At 54.1% G+C, this 19,850-nt stretch carries 18 protein-coding genes; 2 read left to right on the plus strand and 16 right to left on the minus strand.

Annotation, left to right across the window (positions count from 1 at the left end; genetic code table 11):
• Window positions 1-18: 18 nt before the first annotated feature.
• The 9 genes from psmA to purH form a co-directional block, all read right to left on the minus strand.
• Window positions 19-783 carry an archaeal proteasome endopeptidase complex subunit alpha gene (gene psmA, locus AArcSt2_RS11655; protein ID WP_174653370.1) on the minus strand — a complete coding sequence of 255 codons (765 nt, stop codon included), beginning with the start codon at window positions 781-783 and terminating at the stop codon, window positions 19-21.
• A 7-nt stretch (window positions 784-790) separates the two neighbouring features.
• Window positions 791-1,273: an Rpp14/Pop5 family protein gene (locus AArcSt2_RS11660; RefSeq protein WP_250584816.1), complete on the minus strand. Its 483-nt coding sequence runs from the start codon at window positions 1,271-1,273 to the stop codon at window positions 791-793.
• Window positions 1,270-1,902 (minus strand): class I SAM-dependent methyltransferase, encoded by a 633-nt coding sequence (locus AArcSt2_RS11665; protein WP_250584818.1) that lies wholly within the window; start codon window positions 1,900-1,902, stop codon window positions 1,270-1,272. The genes AArcSt2_RS11660 and AArcSt2_RS11665 overlap by 4 nt, the downstream gene beginning before the upstream one ends.
• The gene (locus AArcSt2_RS11670) at window positions 1,886-2,581 is read right to left on the minus strand and encodes an RNase P subunit p30 family protein (RefSeq protein ID WP_250584820.1); all 696 of its coding nucleotides are present in this window, start codon (window positions 2,579-2,581) and stop codon (window positions 1,886-1,888) included. Before AArcSt2_RS11670 ends, AArcSt2_RS11665 begins: the two co-directional genes overlap by 17 nt.
• A 53-nt stretch (window positions 2,582-2,634) precedes the next feature.
• Complete coding sequence (treF, locus tag AArcSt2_RS11675) at window positions 2,635-4,179, minus strand: alpha,alpha-trehalase TreF (RefSeq protein WP_250584822.1); 1,545 nt, start codon at window positions 4,177-4,179, stop codon at window positions 2,635-2,637.
• 35 nt (window positions 4,180-4,214) lie between these two features.
• Window positions 4,215-6,683, minus strand: a complete 2,469-nt coding sequence (gene folP, locus AArcSt2_RS11680; protein ID WP_250584824.1) for a dihydropteroate synthase — start codon at window positions 6,681-6,683, stop codon at window positions 4,215-4,217.
• Between the two features lie 79 nt (window positions 6,684-6,762).
• Complete coding sequence (locus AArcSt2_RS11685) at window positions 6,763-8,523, minus strand: hypothetical protein (protein WP_250584826.1); 1,761 nt, start codon at window positions 8,521-8,523, stop codon at window positions 6,763-6,765.
• The gene (locus AArcSt2_RS11690; protein ID WP_250584828.1) at window positions 8,516-9,289 is read right to left on the minus strand and encodes an ABC transporter ATP-binding protein; all 774 of its coding nucleotides are present in this window, start codon (window positions 9,287-9,289) and stop codon (window positions 8,516-8,518) included. Before AArcSt2_RS11690 ends, AArcSt2_RS11685 begins: the two co-directional genes overlap by 8 nt.
• Before the next feature lie 51 nt (window positions 9,290-9,340).
• Entirely contained in the window at window positions 9,341-10,924 is a 1,584-nt protein-coding gene (purH, locus tag AArcSt2_RS11695; RefSeq protein WP_250584830.1) for a bifunctional phosphoribosylaminoimidazolecarboxamide formyltransferase/IMP cyclohydrolase, read from the minus strand.
• Window positions 10,925-11,110: 186 nt separating this feature from the next.
• On the opposite strand from purH, the gene purB reads away from it, so the two are divergent.
• Both purB and AArcSt2_RS11705 read left to right on the plus strand, forming a co-directional pair.
• Entirely contained in the window at window positions 11,111-12,517 is a 1,407-nt protein-coding gene (gene purB, locus AArcSt2_RS11700) for an adenylosuccinate lyase (protein WP_250584832.1), read from the plus strand.
• 81 nt (window positions 12,518-12,598) lie between these two features.
• The gene (locus AArcSt2_RS11705) at window positions 12,599-12,919 is read left to right on the plus strand and encodes a zinc ribbon domain-containing protein (protein ID WP_250584909.1); all 321 of its coding nucleotides are present in this window, start codon (window positions 12,599-12,601) and stop codon (window positions 12,917-12,919) included.
• 7 nt (window positions 12,920-12,926) lie between these two features.
• Here AArcSt2_RS11705 and AArcSt2_RS11710 read toward each other — a convergent pair whose 3' ends face one another.
• The 7 genes from AArcSt2_RS11710 to dapA all read right to left on the minus strand — a co-directional run bounded on the left by AArcSt2_RS11710 (window position 12,927) and on the right by dapA (window position 19,728).
• The gene (locus tag AArcSt2_RS11710) at window positions 12,927-13,724 is read right to left on the minus strand and encodes a universal stress protein (protein WP_250584835.1); all 798 of its coding nucleotides are present in this window, start codon (window positions 13,722-13,724) and stop codon (window positions 12,927-12,929) included.
• Between the two features lie 73 nt (window positions 13,725-13,797).
• Window positions 13,798-14,937 (minus strand): M20 family metallopeptidase, encoded by a 1,140-nt coding sequence (locus AArcSt2_RS11715; RefSeq protein ID WP_250584837.1) that lies wholly within the window; start codon window positions 14,935-14,937, stop codon window positions 13,798-13,800.
• Window positions 14,934-15,821, minus strand: coding sequence for a diaminopimelate epimerase (dapF, locus tag AArcSt2_RS11720; RefSeq protein WP_250584839.1), 888 nt, complete (start codon window positions 15,819-15,821; stop codon window positions 14,934-14,936). The genes AArcSt2_RS11715 and dapF overlap by 4 nt, the downstream gene beginning before the upstream one ends.
• The gene (lysA, locus tag AArcSt2_RS11725) at window positions 15,818-17,161 is read right to left on the minus strand and encodes a diaminopimelate decarboxylase (RefSeq protein ID WP_250584841.1); all 1,344 of its coding nucleotides are present in this window, start codon (window positions 17,159-17,161) and stop codon (window positions 15,818-15,820) included. The genes dapF and lysA overlap by 4 nt, the downstream gene beginning before the upstream one ends.
• Window positions 17,158-17,997, minus strand: coding sequence for a 2,3,4,5-tetrahydropyridine-2,6-dicarboxylate N-succinyltransferase (locus tag AArcSt2_RS11730; protein WP_174653385.1), 840 nt, complete (start codon window positions 17,995-17,997; stop codon window positions 17,158-17,160). The genes lysA and AArcSt2_RS11730 overlap by 4 nt, the downstream gene beginning before the upstream one ends.
• Before the next feature lie 25 nt (window positions 17,998-18,022).
• A complete protein-coding gene (dapB, locus tag AArcSt2_RS11735) occupies window positions 18,023-18,802 on the minus strand; it encodes a 4-hydroxy-tetrahydrodipicolinate reductase (protein ID WP_250584843.1) in 780 nt (259 codons plus the stop codon).
• Window positions 18,802-19,728, minus strand: coding sequence for a 4-hydroxy-tetrahydrodipicolinate synthase (dapA, locus tag AArcSt2_RS11740; protein WP_250584845.1), 927 nt, complete (start codon window positions 19,726-19,728; stop codon window positions 18,802-18,804). The genes dapB and dapA overlap by 1 nt, the downstream gene beginning before the upstream one ends.
• Window positions 19,729-19,850 lie beyond the last annotated feature (122 nt).

Here is a 19,850-nt window from a genome sequence, read left to right on the forward strand (position 1 = left end):
CAAAAACAACTGCGTCGATTATTCGTCGTCGCTTTCTTCATCCTCGTCTGTGGCAAGCAACCCATGCGTTTCGAGAATCTCTTCGAGTTCCTCGACAGAGTGCTCGTGGTATGTTTCGGTTTCGGCGTTGATCGTTGCGACACCAAGTCCGGTTGGCTCAAGGCCGTCATCGCTTGAGGCGTCCTCAAGCGCTTCGAGTGCAAGGGCGATTCCGTCTTCGAGGCTCATCTCCTCATCGTACTGCTCTTCGAGGTACTCACGAATGTCTGCTCTGTTTGCGCCGATCGAGAGCGCCTTCCACTCGTATGGTGTTCCCGATGGGTCGGTTTCAAAGATTCGTGGTTCGCCATCCTCGATACCGCCAATAATCAGTGCGACGCCGAACGGTCGTGCGCCACCGATTTGGGTGTACTGCTGGATGTGATCCGTAATTGTTTTTGTGAGCGTCTCGATGCCGATCGGCTCGCCATATCGGAGTCGATTAACCTGTGACTCACGACGGGCGAAATCAATCAGCTGGCGAGCATCTGCGACGTGGCCTGCGGACGCAACACCGATATGCTCGTCGGCTTTGTGAATCTTTTCGACGCTTTCTGGCTCCATCAGTGGCGATCGGCTTCGTTTGTCTGCCGCGAGGATAACTCCTTCTGCGGTACGGATGCCGATGCTTGCGGTTCCTCGTTTGACAGCCTCACGGGCATACTCCACCTGATAGAGGCGACCATCCGGCGAGAAAATAGTAATTCCTCGGTCGTAGGCTTGTTGTTGGGCTTGTCCCTGCATAGTATCACTAGTACTCAATATCGAGTTCAGTCGCGCCAACGAACCCTGATGGCAGCTGGATCTCCACCAGGCCATCACGCCGATATGCGGGGTGGCGTCCGTTCGCGAACGCGACGTCGTTCTCTTCAGATATTCCGGCCGCGCGTCCTAAATACCTTTCCTCACAGGCACGGACCGTGCCCGAAATTCCACGGACATGGATACCGACAGCGGTTCCGGATACCCTCGACACACAGGCGATCGCCGCTCGTGCCCGATCGGTTTCTTCTCTCCGGGTTCGAATCACTGCCTCACCGACTCCGTCTTCAAACCGGCAGCTGTACACTGTGAGGTCGACGTCCGCACTCCCTGGATCACCAAGCAGATTGCCTGCCGAATACCACAACTCTCGCTGGAGATCTTTTCGCCTGATATCTGTATCTGGGTCTGTCTCAATTCCAACCGCAATGTAGCGCCAGCGCTGTCGGAAATGTTTTGGGAGGTGCTTCATTGCACTACGGTTTTGTCGCGATCGACTGGCACGCGCTCGCCGACGAGGACACCAACCTGGTCGTGTATCCGCTCCACTGCCGTCAGCGCAAAGCCGGCATCGGTGAACATATCTGCTAGTGCACCAACGGTTGCGGGATCATCAACGTCCGGACTGTAGAACGGAACGTCAGGGTCGGGCTCCCCGAAAAACATCACATCCCCCAGCACGAACCGATCGGGCTTATATGCCGCTATCTGTTGGATTGCCTCGCGTTTCTCCTCATCAGAGAGGTGATGTAGCGCATAGTTTGAGGTAACAATCGTCACCTCACCATCATAGTTTGGCTCGCGGAAGCGTCCAATTCCGAATGTGACGTTCTCGATTCCTCTTTCTGCTGCTTTTTGTCTCGCTTGCTCAAGCATCCCCTCACTAATATCACGCCCAATCACCTGTTTTGCAGCCGGTGCAAGCGCGAGTGCGATCGCACCCGTTCCTGTGCCTAAGTCTAATACCGTATCGTCTTTTGTTGGGGCAGCGTGATCGACGACAAGCGAACAACAGGCGTGATACTCCTCGCTTTTTGAATCATCATATTCGGCTGCCTTTTCGGAAAATCGTGCCGCGTGTTCCTCAACTGTCTTCTTCATACCTACCACATTTGACCCCCGGTGCAATGAACGACTCGGCCATCCGTTCACGATTCCGACCTGCAAGCCGCTCCCACTCAGAAAGCCCTTGTTCGATCATCTCTTTGCTAAACCCGATCGCTTCACCGACTGCAAAAAACTCACGAGGCGCTCTGAGATGTCGGTGTGATTCCGCACGATTACTCACGACATATGGGGTGTCGTACTGCAAAACAAGCTCACGAAGCTTTCTAAGACTCTGTAATGACTGGACTCTGTGCCCCCCAGTCTGTCGGAACGCCGGTCCAAAATCAAATTCGACACGAACGCCGTGCTCCTTGGCTGCTCGTGCAAGGACATGGTTAAAATCACCATTGTTCTGCATTGGTTGGGTAAGCACATCAACTCGATCCTGCTCAACCGCAAACCGATTGAGTGCGTTTGTCCCGCCGTTCACTGCTAGTATTGTGGCCGATCGGCGAAAGTTACCGATTGATCCGGATGCGCTGTCCGGGGAATCCGCATCAATTTCGATTCCGCGGACAACATCAACACCGAACCGATCGTAGATTGCCTCACGATCAAACTCAGCCTCACGCGTTCGGACGACAATCCCGCTGAACCCATAGCGTGACGCAGTTGCGGCATATCTGCTCACCGTTGTGTCGCCATTCGGATATGCAGCCACCGCTTCGTACATATACCCGTTTTTGTCGGGGGATGGTTTGGTGTTTGTGCTTTCAGAAGCCGCTGCTACGGCTGCGGTGGTTGTGTGTGATTTCGTGATTCTCTAACGCCAAACGCACGAGTAACACCGTTTGTCCACCCAAATCCATCTTGAAGGTCGTACTCGCCACCACCAGCCTCGCCTGTTGCATCGACGACATCGTACTTCTCGACTACCTTGCCCTGCTCATCGAACACGCGCTCTGTCAGCGTCCGCCACCGGGTTGCGATTCGATCGGCAAATTCTGTCTGCCCATACTGGTCGAGTCCTTCGACAGCAAACCACTGTAATGGCGCCCAGCCGTTCGGATAATCCCACTGTTGGCCGCTTTCGGTGGGTGTTGTTACGAGTCCACCTGCTGAGAAGAACTTCTTTTCAAGTTGCGTTTTGACTGCATCGGCTCGATCGTCCGCAGCAACACCAAACGTCAGTGGCACAACGCCCGCGAGCGTCCACTCCTCTGTTGTGGCTTCCGCGGTGAAATCGTAGTCGAAATAGAACTGCCTCTCGGCATCCCAACAGTAGCGTTCAATCGCATGTTTCCGCTGTGCTGCGCAGTCACGATATGACTCTGCGGCGCTCGCCTCTCCAATAGCGTCATGCCACCGTGCAAGCGTCGATTCGAACCCATACATGATCGCATTAAGATCAACCGGCACGAGTTCCGTTGTTCGAATTGTTTCCAGCCGATCGCTGTCACGGAGCCAACGACTGCTAAAGTCCCAGCCGGACTCACAGGCTGCGCGAAGGTCTCTATACAGCTGGTTTCGATCGGCGACAGGCACGTTCTTAGCAAGCTCGACATCCTCTTTGTATGACTCTGGACGTGGATCTGCTCGATCGTCAAAGTAGCGGTTACACACGGTTCCATTCGGAAGCCGTACAACACGACGAGATGCTGGGTCTGCGGCAGTAACCGTCTCTGCCCCATCCATCCAGAAGGTGTACTCTTTGTCGAGTGCGTTGAGATATGGTTTCACTGCCGCAACTCCATCTACTCGCTCCAAGATTGAGACCAGCTTGAAAAACAGCGGCGGCTGGGATCGAGAGAGGAAGTACAGCCGATTCCCGTTTGGAATATGTCCGAACTCATCGATAAGATACGCAAAGTTGTCACACATCGATCGTACAAGGTCGATATTGCCTGACGCTGCAAGTCCTTCTGCGGTGAAGTAGCTGTCCCAATAAAAAATCCCACTGAATCGTCCGCCTGGAACGATATATGGGTTGGGGAGCGGAATACGTGACTGTCGGTTGGTGGTCTGTACTTTATCCGAGCTGCGAGTGAGGTGGACCCAGAGGTGGTCGATGTGTGCATCCAATGTTTCTGCGCTGTGGGTAAACTCGACTCCGGGCTCTGCGGGAGGTTCAAATGCACGATCGACGAATGCCGCCAGATCAAACGATGGATCATCCAACTTCGAAACGGCAGCCGCAATTTCGTGCTCGTCAACAACTGGTGTGCTATCGACGAATCGTTTCGAATCCGCAAAGAGTCCAGCACGTTGGACGGCCTCAAAGAGTGGGCCAGAGAGCTGTGGATAGGTTTCTGTTGGATGCCCGAAAGTCATATACTACGGTTGTAGTAACGCGGGCTAAAAGGAAGTTACGAGTCGATATCTGCTCCGGCGTTGTTTGCAGCATGGATAACATCAACTGCGGCTCGATTTTCGTCAACGTCGTGTACTCTAATCACATCCGCTCCTCGATCGGTTGCAAGCGCTGTCGCCGCGATCGTTGCAGCAAGCCGGTCAGCAGCATCACGATCGATGTGTCCGAACATGGACTTGTGTGAGTGTCCAACAAGCACCGGACAGCCAAGCGCATGGAACTCACCGATCCGGTTGAGCAGCGCAAAGCTTTCTTCGGCAGTTTTCCCAAATCCAAGCCCCGGATCGACGATTAGCTTCTCCCGCTGTATTCCGGCTTTTTCAGCTAGCAGCACACGCTCTCGAAGTTCGTTGATCACATCAGCGACAACATCATCATAGTCGATAATTCGATCGGGGTCAACCGGTGTATCGATCGAGTGCATAATAATCACCGGTACGTCACGTTCGGCGGCAAGCACACGCATCTGTGGGTCTTCTAGACCGGTAACATCGTTGATGATATCCGCCCCGGCGTCAAGCGCGGCTTCTGCGACGGCCGCTTTCCGTGTATCCACTGAAATGTGTACGTCTAACTCCGAAATTGCCGCAATAACGGGGACGATTCGATCGATCTCCGTCTCAACAGAAACTGGCTCCGCACCAGGGCGGGTGCTTTCTCCACCGATATCGATGATGTCAGCACCAGCTGCACACAGCGACTCTGCCTGTTCTTTTGCAGCCTCCAAATCAACGTACTCTCCGCCGTCATGGAAACTATCCGGTGTGACATTGAGAATTCCCATGATCGCGGTCTGTGTGTCCCACGGATAGTCGTTGTCCGCGGCCGACCTCGCATCCGATCGCCTAATCTGTCCGTAGATTATGTCTGCGATCGAAGACAACCCCGCTGATTGCTTCTGTAACGCTTCATTCAGCTTCGTGAAGGCGGCTGTTGAGCCAGTTAGTAGGATCGTTTGTAGCTCACCAGTCGTCGTCACACCCGAGACCGCACAGTCGCCACCGGCACGGACCATCGACTCACTGATGATGGCAGCTTGACGGTGAGAAACGGTGAGCTCGATAGTGTGATGTGTTGTTTGTTTGGCGAATCGATCGATCGTTTCAGTGTCCATCTCCGCATGGGAAAGCAGTTGCTGGGCACGCTCCTGATTCGGGACTCGCTTTTCTGTGGCAGTACGGGTTATTTCTGTTCGTACCTCTGCAACAAGGAATAGCGAGCCGGTAAGCAGAATACAATCTCGCTCGTTGGCTTTCGATCGTGCAGTTGCCAGTGCGTCCGAAACCGTTCCTGCAGTTGCTACATCTTCAGCCCCTGCAGCACCGAATACCTCCGCAAGGACAGCTGGATCCTCGGCTCGATCGAGGTTCGGCTCACAGGTAACCACTGTATCGGCTTTCGGAAGTGCACCAACCATCTCATCGTGATCTTTGTCATGCATTGCCCCAAAGACGAGGTGGAGGTTCTCATACGAGAGCGTTGAGAGCGTCTCTCCAAGCGTTTCACATGCTGCTGGATTGTGTGCACCATCGAGAATGAGAAATGGCTGTTGTTCGACGACCTCAAACCGTCCCGGCCAGTGCGCGTTTCTCAGCCCCCGTTCGATCGTCTCACTGCTACTTTCGAACCCTGCGATCGCTTCGAGCTGTTCAACCAGTGCGACTGCAAGCGCAGCGTTTGTTGCTTGATGCGCACCAAGCTGTGGAATCTGGCTTGTAATCGTCTGTCTCTCGGTTTCGATCGTGACTTCGGATTCAATATGATTCACTCGACCGTTATATGTTGGTGAGACCTCACTGCCTTCTCCAACAGTAACAACACTACCATTGACTTCCTCCACAACCGATCGCACCACAGCTAATGCCTCGCCAGTTGTGCCGGTGACAAACGGTTGGTTCGGTGGGGCGATCTTTGCTTTCGTTCGGGCAATCTCCTCGATCGTCTCTCCGAGTACACCAGTGTGTTCAAGCGTCACGTTGGTTACACAGCCACAGAGCGGATCGACTGCGCTGGTTGCATCATACTCTCCACCAAGGCCAACTTCGAGCACTGCAACATCAACCCCTTCGCGGGCAAAATACCAAATCCCCATTGCGGTCACAACCTCAAAGAATGTGAGTGGGTTTCCGGCAGCCGCTCGCTTGATCAAAAACGGCCGTGTTCTATCGATGAATTCCGAAATGGCTCCTTTCGAGATCATCCGCCCATCGATTCGAATTCGTTCCCGGACGGTCTCCAGATGTGGTGAGGTGTAGAGCCCAACGGTATAGCCTGACTCTCGAAGAATCGACTCCGTCATTCGAGCAGTACTTCCTTTCCCGTTTGACCCTGCAATCTGTATGAATTTCACGTCGTCCTGCGGGTTGTCCACTTCCGCAAGCAGTTCCGTCACCGACGCTGTACCGGGACGGACGGAGAACCGGCGGAGATCGAAAAGAAAGTTCGCGGCCTCGTAGTAGTCCATACTGCCGAATTTCGCTGCCGCCGCTTTAGCATACTGGTCCCGGACGATCGTTCACCGATCATCCCTCTACGCTTCACGCTCACTCGATGACGGCCGTATCAATGCGGTCGATCGCAATCCGACGGCCGATCAATCCACACACCACCAAGAGAACAAGCGGAAGGATGTAGCCACCTACCCAAACCGAGGTTGGCGACAGTGTTGTAATCGTTGCTCCAGCAGCCTCAAAGAGTGGCGCCGGTGCTGCGACAATGGAGGCCGCCTCTATGGCAAGGATTTCAAGCAGTGCAGGGATGACCGTTCCAATGAGCAGTGCGACACCCTGTTGTACAGTTGTACTGGAGAGTGCAGTGACGGCTGCGATGCTCGCACATAGCACGATCGGAATCGTGTAAACCACGGTTGCAATCATACTGGGTGGGACTACCTCCCGATCGCCAGCGATCGACGTTGCGCTGAGTCGTGGAAATACCGTCCCAACGCCTGCGGCGATGGCATTTCCGACAAGAATCAGAACCAATCCGATGCCACCGATCGCGGCAATCGTTAACAGTGGGTGTCCAGCAATGAGGCCACTCCCCACAACACCGATCACAACGACTGGCACACCAATCGTACGCGATGGCAGCGACAGTCCCTGAAGATACGTTGAACCACCTATCCCACTCGTGAGCAGTGCTGGCCGGACTGCACCGAGATCGCCAAACGGATTGAGGCTTGTTGCTGCACACAGAAACCACGGCACTGCGATCGCAATAATAATTGGAAGCGGCTGTAGCGCTGCCTCAATGCCAGTTGTCACTGCAATATTCCCAAGAAACACCGAAAACATGAACAGCGGGAAGATGAGAAACCACACCAAACTTGGATTTCGACGAATCCGAAGCAGTGAGACTGTCCCAATGCGATCGGCCGCGATCGAATCGGTCCAGAGCGGAACTGGTTGTCGTGCTGTATGCAGTGCACCATCCGGACTCGAAGCGACCGTATGAGGTTCGGACCGATCAGATTTGGGCTTCGAGTGATCCACTGGAACATCCGACCAGAGACGTGTTGCAAGCCGCGTCGTAAGCAGAACGCCGCCGAGCAACAGTCCGATCGAAACTGTAGTTCCAATCACCGCATACGATGGCACAACAATCACTGGGGTTCCAAGCAGCGCAAGATCAAGGAGCCATGCGATCGGTAGCTGCCCAAACACTGCCCAACTGAACAGCGTCGTGACGTTGTTGAGCATGATCCCCCCGAAAAACACGATTGCAATCACGAAACTCAGTATCGTCTTATATTGTGCGATAACGCGAACCCGGGTAACTAACAGCGCGGCGGTGAACCCACAGACCGCCCCAAGTGCGATCGTCGACAGAAACAGCAGCACTACCGTAAGCGGGATTGTTACCAAAAGCAGCGGTGAGGCAAACCCATACGCAAGCACAATTGTGATTAACCCCAAGATAGGGGCGACGTATGCGCCTGTTCGGAGCGTTTCTGCAAGCAGAATCCCGACAACGATCGCTCGGTCCGGAACAGTCGATCGGAGGAGATCAATATGATCCGGCGTATGCTCGTTTTGCGCAATACGGGAGGCAGAAATAAACGCAATAAATAGCCACAGAAATCCAACTGCACCTCCTCGAAGCTCTGGTGTAAGCGGTATTGCGATCGAAATCTCGTCACGCGCCTGTAAGAAGACATACGAGAACAGCGATAGCGGAAGCAGGCTGAACGAGAGTGCACCAACAAGAAGCACAACCTTCGCTGTGTCCGATCGGATCTCTCGACACGTTCGAACAAATTCCGTCCATCCAAGCTGTGTCCCAAGCCGAACCGACTCACTCATGCTGTGGCTCCGGTGCAGCACGCTCCATCCCTCCAGGCGGCTCACGCGTAATGGAAAGGAAGACGTCTTCGAGACTCTGTTTGTCACCGCTCTCTGCGCTCTGGACAAGTGCCATCGGCTCTCCTTCCGCAACTAATCGGCCCTCATTGAGCACTCCGACCACATCTGCATGCTCCTCAACGACAGGGAGAATATGCGTTGAGAGAAAGACCGTTTTCCCGCTTGCTGCGAGATCATCGATCATTGTCCGCATCGTCCGCGCAGCCCGCGGGTCAAGCCCACTTGTCGGCTCATCAAGAAAGAGGACTGCGGGGTCGTGCAGCTGTGCCTGAATGAACGCTGCCTTCTGCTTCATCCCCTTCGAATAGGAGGAGATACGATCGTCCAAATCGTCGATCAGAGAGAGTGCTGTTGCTAATCGATCGATCCGTTCCGTAGCTTTCTCGATCGGTATCTCCCGTAATCCTGCGATATACTCAAGCTGTTCTCGTCCAGTGAGTTCATCGTATAGTGGTGGTGTCTCCGGGAGGTAGCCAATGTGTTTTGCTACTGCAGATCGATTCTCGATCGACGCACCCATGATGTGTGCTGTCCCATGCGTGGGTTTGAGCAGGGTTGCCAATATCCGCATCGTGGTCGTTTTCCCTGCACCATTCGGGCCGAGAAAGCCATACACTGTGCCAGTCGGAATAGTTACCGATAAATCAGATAGTGCAACGCTCTCACCGTACTGTTTGGTGAGGCCGTTCGTTTCAATAGCAATCATGGAGGGTTTACTGTCAGTTCCGCTACCGACCCTATTACTTTTTTGCTGTCGTTAGTCGTGTCTGAAACAGCGCAGCCCGGTGAACGCCATCGCCATATCGTGTTCATCTGCCGCTGCAATCACGTCCTCGTCATTGACGGACCCACCGGGCTGGATCACCGCTGTAATCCCTGCTTCTGCAGCCGCTTCGATCCCATCCGGGAATGGGAAGAACGCATCCGAGGCCATCACTGCACCATCCGCATTTTTACCATCTGCATCCCGATTGGCCTTCTTCGCTGCCAGTTCAACCGCATCAACACGCGACACCTGTCCAACGCCAAGCCCCACCGTTTCAGTCCCTTTGGCGAACAGAATGCCGTTCGATTTGACGTGTTTGAGTGTTTTCCATGCAAACAGCATCGTTTCGACTTCCTCAGCAGTCGGTTCACGCTCTGTGACAAATTCGAGGTCAGTCGTATCTGGTGCCGCCAAGTCCCGCTCTTGGACTAATCGCCCACCAACGATCGGTTTCTCGGTTAGTCGCTCAGTAATCTCTCCAAGTTCGCCTACATCGAGGACACGAAGATTCTTCTTTTCGGTAAGGACATCGATCGCTGCCTCTGTGTAGCCAGGGGCGACAACAACCTCCTTAAATGAGTCAACGATCGCTTCCGCAGTGTGTGCGTCACAGGTTCGGTTCAGCGCAACAATGCCACCGAATGCACTTTTTGCATCGGTTCGAAGCGCTCTGTCGTACGCCTCAGACAGGCTCTCCGCAGTTGCCGCACCGGCCGGATTTGTGTGCTTAATAACCGCCGCTGCTGGCTCATCAAACTCTTTGATTAGGTTCAGCGCACCATCTGCATCGTTGTAGTTGTTATATGAGAGCGCTTTTGCACCTTCGTTGAGCTGTTTTGCACTGACAACGTTCGCCTCCGCACAGCCATCATTTGCGTACACTGCGGCATCTTGGTGTGGGTTCTCTCCGTACCGGAGTGTATCCGAAAGCTCATCAGAGACGAGCCGACGCTGTGGGAAATCCCCACCAGTATCGCCTTCAATCTCGACCGTTCCAGCCTCCGTATCGACTGTTACACGATCTTCTGCAAACCATCGGACTGCTCGTGGATAGGCTGTAAACTCACCGTCCTGTAGCACTCGTGTTTTGAGCGAATCTGCGTTGTCGGATTCGTAGACCGGAACTGCCTCTTGGGTTACGATCGGTCCGCCATCAACCTCCGAAGTTACAACGTGCACTGTGCAGCCAGTCATTCTGACACCGGCAGAGAGCACCTGCTCGTGCGCGTCCATCCCTGGGAACGATGGCAACAGTGATGGGTGGACATTGAGCGTTGTTGGTGCGTGAGAAATGAATGCCTCTGTTAGCACACGCATGTAGCCGTCGAGACAGATAATGTCGAAATCATAGCTCTCAAGCTGTTTGAGAACCCGCTCCTCGTGAGATTCACGTGATTCGTTTTCGTTCTTTGTCACAACTTCGGTTGGAATCCCTCGCTCACTTGCAGCCTCGATAACGGGTGCACCATCTGCATTCGTGAGCACGACAGATAGCTCTGCACCGCCGGGTGCTCGATCGGCAATATGCAGTAGATTTCGGCCACGGTTGCTTGCAAGCCCTGCGATTTTGATCATACCTGATTCTCTAAGCGCGGATGAAAAACTATTGCGGTACAGACTGTGAATATATCCACGTCCATGCATCTATTCTTTGTTCGAGGCGCGCACACACGTTTCTGATATACACGATACTGGTTATATTATTCTCAATCCGAAGACTGAACCGACATTCTTTTTTCCATATCAACTGGAGATGCGACCATGACGCTTCCTCGAGAGGATCCATTGGCTGCGGTTTCACCGCTTGATGGTCGCTATGCGCGCCGGACAGCACCGCTCAGTGGCTATGCAAGTGAATCGGCACTGATGCGTGCACGAACTGAAGTTGAGGTAGAGTACCTCATCGCACTGGCTGACCTACCAGAAACGCCGATCGAATTGGATACTGACGCCATCTCTGCACTCCGAGAAATCGTCTCCGAGTTTGATGGTGCTGACGCTCGACTCATCAAAGAGTTAGAGGTCAGCGGTGCACATGGATACACGGCAACTAATCACGATGTCAAAGCGATCGAGTACTTCGTTCGCATCCGACTTGATGAGTCCCCAGCGACCGAGGACGCAGAACGACTGTATCCATGGATTCACTTCGGGCTGACAAGTGAGGATGTCAACAACCTCGCACACCGACTCCTTGTTGGGGGTGCAATGGAAGACGTACTCATTCCTGCAGCAATCGATCTTCGAGACCAACTCACCGACATTGCACAGGAGTATCGTGACCTCCCAATGCTGGCACGCACACATGGGCAACCCGCAACACCAACGACGTTCGGTAAAGAGATGGCTGTGTACGCCTCACGGCTCGGTACCGCAGTTGCGCGGGCACAGTCTGCAACCGGAGATCTTAGCGGCAAGCTTGCTGGCGCGTCAGGAACATACGCCGCACACGTTGCCGCATATCCGAGCATTGATTGGCAGGTATTCTCCGAATCGTTCGTAGACACGCTTGGCCTGGAACACACCCGCTTGTCAACACAAGTGAACCCATGTGACGATCTTGCGACGCTATTCGACGCAGTTCGTAGCATCAACAACATCCTGATCGACCTCGATCGGGACATGTGGCTCTACATCTCCGATCGCTATCTCGGACAGAAGACCGTTGCTGGCGAAACCGGCTCGTCGACGATGCCGCACAAAGTGAACCCGATCGACTTTGAAAACAGCGAAGGAAACCTCTCGAAAGCAAACTCGGATCTTACGTTCCTTGCAGATTACATTACGACCTCCCGACTGCAGCGTGATCTCTCCGATTCTACGGTGAAACGAAATATCGGTGCCGCATTTTCGCACTGTTTGATCGGTTACGGGAAAACTGAGGCAGGACTCGATAAGATTGTGCCGAACGAGCACGTCATGCGCGAAGAGCTCGTAAACACACCGGAGATTATTGGTGAAGCAGTCCAGACAATCCTCCGCCGGGAGGGAGACACAGAAGCCTACGAGCGTGTGAAAGAACTCACTCGTGGGCAGGACGTCACGATCGAAGATTTCCATAATCTGTTTGCGTCTCTCGATGTTGACGAGAATGTCAAAACTGAGCTGCAGGCACTCACACCCGAGACATACATCGGTATTGCCTCAGGTCTTGTTGATGAAATCTGAAGCCATTTAATACCGGCTGCCGATCGCTTATATACTCATACACAATAAGAAATTTACCGCTTGCTAGAGAACTTATTGATGATGCCCTCCGACGACTACAGCGTGTTCGATGAGGACCGGGTAGAAACCACACATGAGACGGCTGCCGATCGCAGTGATCCTGGCGATGCCACCGACACTGAAGCTGAAACACCATCACTACATGATGAGGAAGGTGGCTGTCCAAAGTGTGGCTGTACAGAAGTTGAATTTGATGATATTGCTACGACTGGAACTGGATTATCGAAACTGTTCGATATCCAGAACCGGCGGTTTACCGTTATTTCGTGCACCGACTGTGGCTACTCGGAACTCTATCGTGGCCAGTCAAAAGGCAATGTTGTCGATTTTTTCTTTGGGTAACGGTCACTTACTGGCTTGAGTGTGACACAATCACCGGCGACACAGCACGTTTTTCAACGTCTTTCGTTGTTGAGCCGAACACAAACTGTTGGAGTCGGCCTGACTGTGGTGCACCAATAACGGTGAGGTCATAATACTGTGACTGCTCAATAATCGCGTCGGCTACGTCGTCTGCCTCGAACAGCCACGTGTCAAGCTCGATATCGCCGTACTTGTCGATTATTTGTGCTGCGGTCCCTTCGAGAAATTCCTCCCCGTCTGTTTCGGACTCCGGCGTTTTTACGTGGAATAGATCAACCGCAGTATCGTGTGCAAGCGCCACCGAAACCGCAGCCTCAACGGCAAGCGGCGAGTTCGGACCGTCCGTAATCGGCACCAAGATCGAAGCGACCGAATCGAGACTCATATCTCCCGTAATGGTAAGCACATCTGCAGTGCCACTAGCAGCCAACTTTGACGCCGGACTGCTCAAAATATCATCTAATACACCAAGGTTCCGATCGCGTTTCATGACAACTGCCGTTGCATTGCAGCGAGAAGCAAGCGATGAGAGGCCCCCACTCACTGACGGTGCGTGTTGCACTGCAACGGTCTTCTCACCCGTGTCCGTAAGCGTTGATACGGATTCTGTCGATGTTTCTTCGGAAAGACAGAGCCCCACATTTCGTTTTGCGGCCAGTACGGCACCGAGTGCTGCCGCTTCTGTTCGCACTTCCGGATCTGCGATCGGTGCAAGTAGACAGCTTTCTTTTGTGCCCCCATTGTCAGCTATCACATCGCCCGTCCCAGAGACGTCCGCGAGCATATACTCTATGTGCACCGTACCAACACATAAATTGACTCATCTTTCGGAAAACAGTCACGAAACCGTGACTGATCTAGTTTGTGACAAGCGATCGAACTGCAGCGAGAAGGATTTTCCCCGCTGTTTTCACGTCTGCAGTGTTCACGTACTCGCGCTCACTGTGGGCAACGGCACCGGTTTCGTCGGCTAATACACCGGGGCCAAATACAACCGTTGGTTTTGGCGAGAAGTAGGATGCCTCAGTTGCTGCGTCGAACGATCGAACCGTGCCACCGTTGCCGCCAGTTTCATCTGTTGCAACTGTTGTGAGCGTCTCGACAAGCCGATGATTTGGATCGGTACTAAACGCAGCAAGGAATGGTGACTCCCGCTCAGTAAGTGTGAATTCGACACCAACGGTCGGATCGACCGCCGAACGAACTGCCTGTTCAATTGCAGCGCTGAATTCATCTTCAGTCTCTGGCGGGATCGATCGGCGATCGAGCGTCAGTGTACAATGTGATGGGATTTGGTTTGTTGAATCGCCACCCGAGATCACGGTTGGTGTAAGTGTCGCATGGCCAAGCTGTAGATGTGGCTCACGTCCGTCATCAAACGCCGAAATCACTCCTAATGCATCTTCAACAGCCGAAATTGCATTGACACCGCTTTCCGGTTCCGCGGCGTGTGCATTCACGCCAGTCAGTTTGAGCTGCCCTTGGAACCGCCCTTTTGCTGCCGTACAGATGTCGAGGTTTGTTGGCTCCCCGACAATGTAGAGATCACCGTCAATCGGCTCGACGTTCGGGTGTGAAATCTTCCCAGTCAACGCTGCAGCCCCAAGCGAAAGCGTCTCTTCATCAGGGGTTACTGCAAGGGTTAGCCGACCAACGGCTGGTTCTGTCCCAATGAATGCAGCTAACAGTGCTGCGAGCGGCCCTTTTGCATCACAGGACCCACGACCGAGGATCCGATCGGAGTCGCGCCCGTATGGAACGTGTGGTGAAACCGTGTCAATGTGTGTATTTAATACGAGGTGCGGGCCTGCGTCTGGGCTATCGCTTGTTTTTGTTGCGATCGTGTTACCAGCCGAATCCACAGTTACGTCGCACCCGTGTGTCTCAAGCGTTTCAACTAAGAGCGCACGCATTTCAGCGACATCCTCATTTGAAACAGTCTGCACCGCATTTTCAAGAAATACGATCGGATCGAATGCTGCTTGTACCGTGTTCATTCTCCAGGAACAACGACGGATAGCTCCCCGTCAAACTCGTGCGCAACAGGCCCTGCCAGTGTTGCTGGCCCCCGATCGGGAACCACTATCTCTAATGTTCCGCCAGGTGGGGTGACGGTTACTGGGTCTGCCGTCTCAATCCGTCCAGTTCGTTTGGCTGCGGCAACAACCGCAACTGCACCGGTTCCACACGATCGTGTCTCACCTTCGACCCCACGCTCAAACGTTCGCTGTCGGAAGCCAGCAGTTGGATCGTCAGAATCGATCGGTGATGCGAGTGTGACGTTCGCCCCCCGTGGGAAGACGTCAGCGTGTCGAACTGCAGGTGCAACCGCAGTCAGATCAACATCGTCAACATCAGCAACGAATGCCACCGCATGTGGAACACCTGTGTTGACTGCTGTTACTGTTAGCCCCTCTACGTCGTCTTCAATCAGTGGGCCGTTGTACTCGGTTGAGAGTGGGACCCGTGATGGATCGAACGCTGGTTCGCCCATCTCGATCGTGATCGTTTCATCTTCAATCTGTGCATGGCGGGTTCCTGCTTGGGTGTCAATCATAAACTCGTCAGCACCGATTTGATCATGTCCCCATGCTGCGGTGCAACGAGCACCGTTCCCACACATTGCTGCAACAGAACCATCCGGTTGTACAAGTGTCATTACAATCCGTGGCGGAGTGAATCGATCCTCCAATCCAAGAAAGAGCACTCCATCGGCACCACGACGGCCGCCATCAGGAGAGTCGATTCCTGTCTCTCGATCGCAGTACTTTCCAGCAAGTGCACCCCGATCGGGTACAGGCTCAGCCGCATCAATAATCAAAAAGTCGTTTCCAGTGCCGTGGTATTTTTTAAACGAAATCGCGTGTTGTAGTGTCCTCATTGGTCGCTCCTGTGTGCCTTGTCAGCCGTGATGTTCCCGGTAAGCGTCTGCACTGCCCGGCCACTCGAATCCGTTTCAAGCGTCGTCAACTCCGAGAGCTGTTCAGCACGCCGTCCAAGGCGGTACTCACCATCACTGTGAACCACCTCTGCGGGCCGTGGTCGGGAGTTGTACGTGCTTGCCATCTCATATCCGTAAGCGCCTGCAATACCGATCGCAAAGATATCTCCGCGTTCTGGCGTTGCTACCGGTCGGTCTTCACAGAGTACATCAGCGGTCTCACAGATAGGTCCTGCGACTGTGACAGGTGTTACCGTACCATCACGTGAGATATTCTCAATCGGATGATATGCATCATACATTGCAGGCCGAAGCAGTGTCGTCATCCCTGCATCTGTACCTGCAACCAAGGTGTCTCTCGCTTGTTTGACGGTATTGACACGTGTGAGAAGCACACCAGCATCAGCAACAACGTAGCGCCCCGGCTCGATCGCTAACTGGACCGCATCTCCTGTTGGGGTTTCAACGGTTCCAAGCGCCTTTCGCGTCGCAGCTGCAACCGCATTGAGATCGAGCGGTGGCTCATCCTCGACGTATGGGACGCCAAAGCCACCACCAACATCTACATACTCTAACGCGATCCCTGCGTCTGCAATTTTGCGGGCAAGTTCTCCCATTCGCCGGACGAGTTCGCGGTGGTTTGAGAGATCGTCACCGGAGATCCCAGACCCCGCGTGCGCATGGATTCCAACAAACTCGAAACGTGCTGCAGCAGCACGTGCAACGTCGGCTGCGCGTTCGATCGGAACGCCAAACTTCGCTGCCGCGCCTGTTTGTACTTTTTTGTGGTGGCCTGCACCAACGCCGGGATTGACCCGAAGACAGACACGGCCGTCGAATCCGCGCTCGCTAAGTCTGTCAAGAGTGTCCGCAGAGCCGACTGTAACTGTTAGCTCGGGGTTGTCTACCCAGACATCAACCACATAATCAAGATCCTCTGCTGGTGGATTGACTGCCGTGTAGTGGATCCGGTCTCCGTCGAATCCTGCCTCGGTCGATCGAAGCACTTCACCAGCAGATGCGCACTCCGCGTCAAGTCCTGCCTCTCGAACGGTCTCCAACACTGCACGACCAGTGTGGGCCTTCACTGCGTATCGAATATCTGCGGCTGGAAATGCAGCTAACAGCCGCTGGCAGTTCTCCGCTACGCGATCAAGATCCATCACGTACAGTGGGGAGCCGTAGGTTTCACTAAGAGCAAGCAGTTCCGGTCGCGTCCACTCCGAGAGGCGTCGTGCTTCGGGATTCTTCCCGGACGATGCCACTAACTCGGTGTTCATTCCCGAAGTGCCTCCTCTCGTTGGGTTGCTTCGAGCGTTTCATCTTCAACATCAGTTGCAACAACCGCTGGCTTGTATGCGCCACCAGGGAAGAACTCATGATCGCTCACGGAGGATTCGACGTAGCGAGTGAATGCGCGACGGTTCTCCGGGAGGTGTCCGTAGATGATCTCCTCTGTCACAAGATCATACACTGGAATCCGCGGAGTCAAGAGCGTGTTCTCCCCGACGATCGAGTTCTCTCCAACGCGGAAGCCGGAGGTAACACGGCAGCCTGCACCAAGCGAGACACCGTCTTCAATGATCACCGGCGCGTTCTCAACCGGCTCAAGCACCCCGCCAATGAGCGTGTTTGCGCCGAGTTTGACATTTGTGCCAAGCTGTGCACAGGAGCCAACGGTGTCACATGAATCAACGAGCGTTCCATCATCGATGTACGCACCGATGTTGACGAACGCTGGACTCATCATAATGCAATCCGATCCGAGATATGCACCGCGTCGGATTGTCGTTCCGTCTGGGGTGTTTCGTGTGCCTCGATCGGCCAGATCGGCGGTATCTCGAAGCGGAAGCACATCATGGTATGTTACGTCGCCATACACACGTGGGTGCGTTTCACGAAGCCCAAAGTTGAGCAAGATACCCTGTTTGACCCATGCGTTTGCTTCCCACGTCGTTACATCGTCGCCTGTTTTTTCAGCTGCCCGGATCTCACCTGCTTCGAGCGATTCCAAGAACGCTTCAAGCGTTGCAAGATGCTCGTCGGTTGCCTCTGCTGCTGTCAGTCCGTCTTGATACTGCTCCCACAGTGTCGTAATTTCGCTTTTGACTGTCATTGTTGGTAAATGGTCACTGATGAGTTTAAGCGTCGTCGATTGCGTCGAAAAAGTCATACCAGCCGGCTGGTTGTTCGGCAAGCCAGGCGGCTGCATCAAGCGCACCGATCGCGAAGATCGATCGATCGCCGGCCCGATGCGTCAACGATAGCACCTCATTGTTGCCCGCGACAAGCACCTCATGTTCGCCGGCAACGTCACCTCCACGCCGAGCGTGTACCCCAATCTCACCGGCTGTTCGTGGGGCATCTCCCTCCCGTCCATGAACACGTTCGGTTAGGTCCTCTCGAACTGACTCAATGTCCGAAAGGAGGGTGTTTGCTGTTCCGCTCGGTGCGTCTTGCTTCCCGTTGTGGTGTGTCTCGGTTACTTCAATGTCGTAGCTGGGCACTGCTGCGATCGCTTCCTGTACCGCACGACGCAGTGCTGCGACGCCGCGAGAGAAGTTTGTTGCTTTCAGCACGGCCGTCTCCTCAGACACTGAGTGGAGCTGTTCAACGCCCTCATCGCTGAAGCCAGTGGTTCCCGTCACAAACGGAACCATCGCTTCGGCGCATGCCGTTGCGTACTGTATCGCTGACTCCGGACCGGTGAAATCAACGACTACATCCGGCGACTCGGATGCAAGAAGCGTCGCAAATTTGCTTGCGTTGTTGATTTTGTATCCCGATATGGTCTCTTCGATCGAACTTCGGTTGACCGCGAAGGCAACAGCGACATCCTTACGATCGGCTGCCGCAGCAAGCACCTCTCGACCCATCCGACCGTTGGCTCCGGTGACGGCAACTCGTATCCCGTCACCCATTATTCGGCAGCCTCCACCTGAGCTTCCTCGGGAATGTCCCCCGACAGCTCTGCAAGCAGTGCTTCAAGCTGATCCCAATGCGTTTCCGAAAGCTCCGAAAGCGGCGATCGAATATGGCCCGGTGCGTAGCCGCGTATCTCCATTGCCTTTTTGACCGGAATTGGGTTCGTCTCAATGAAGAGCTGCCGAATAAGCGGTCCAAGCTCGTGATGCAGCATTCGCGCAAACTGGTAGTCGTCTTCAAGTGCCGCACCAACCATCGCACAGGTTCGCTCCGGCTCAACGTTTGCGACAACCGAGATCGTCCCCGAGCCACCGATCGATAAGATTGGTAGCGTCAAACCGTCATCGCCGGAAAGCACCGCAAAGTCTTCGCCGTGTGTGCGTTCGATGACCTCCGAAATTTGGTTGAGGTCGCCGGAGGCTGCCTTATAGCCGCGGATGTTTTCATGCTTTGCTAGGGCAATGGCGGTCTCCGGCTGGATATTCTGTCCGGTTCTTGATGGAACATTGTAGACGATCTGCGGGAGATCTACGGCATCTGCGATCGTCGCAAAGTGGTTGTACATCCCCTGCGGCTCCGGCTTGTTGTAGTACGGCGAAATCAACAAGAGCGCATCTGCACCCGCATCTGCAGCTCGCTGTGAGAGTTCAAGCGCCTCTTGAGTGTTGTTCGATCCGGTCCCCGCAATCACAGGAACATCCTCAACTGCATCAACAACCGCTTCGATCACTTCAACATGTTCGTCATGGGTGAGCGTTGCAGACTCACCAGTCGAGCCAACCGGAACGAGGCCATCTACGCCTGCGGTTTCAAGCCGTTGTGCATCTTCTCTGAGTGATTCGGTGTCGATCTCGTTCTCGTCCGTAAACGGCGTCACCATCGCTGGGAACACGCCGCTAAAGTCAATGTCTGTGTCTGTCATGGGTATCGTCTGGTGGTTGTATCCGTGTGGTCGTCACTCTGTTCTGAGTCAGGTTCTCACCCGGAACGGGGTCGCCACTCCCGCAACGAGCGATGATCACACGCGTTTTTTTAAAAAGCCCG

It is taken from the genome of Natronocalculus amylovorans, from assembly GCF_023638035.1.
In the GTDB taxonomy this organism is placed as follows: domain Archaea; phylum Halobacteriota; class Halobacteria; order Halobacteriales; family Haloferacaceae; genus Natronocalculus; species Natronocalculus amylovorans.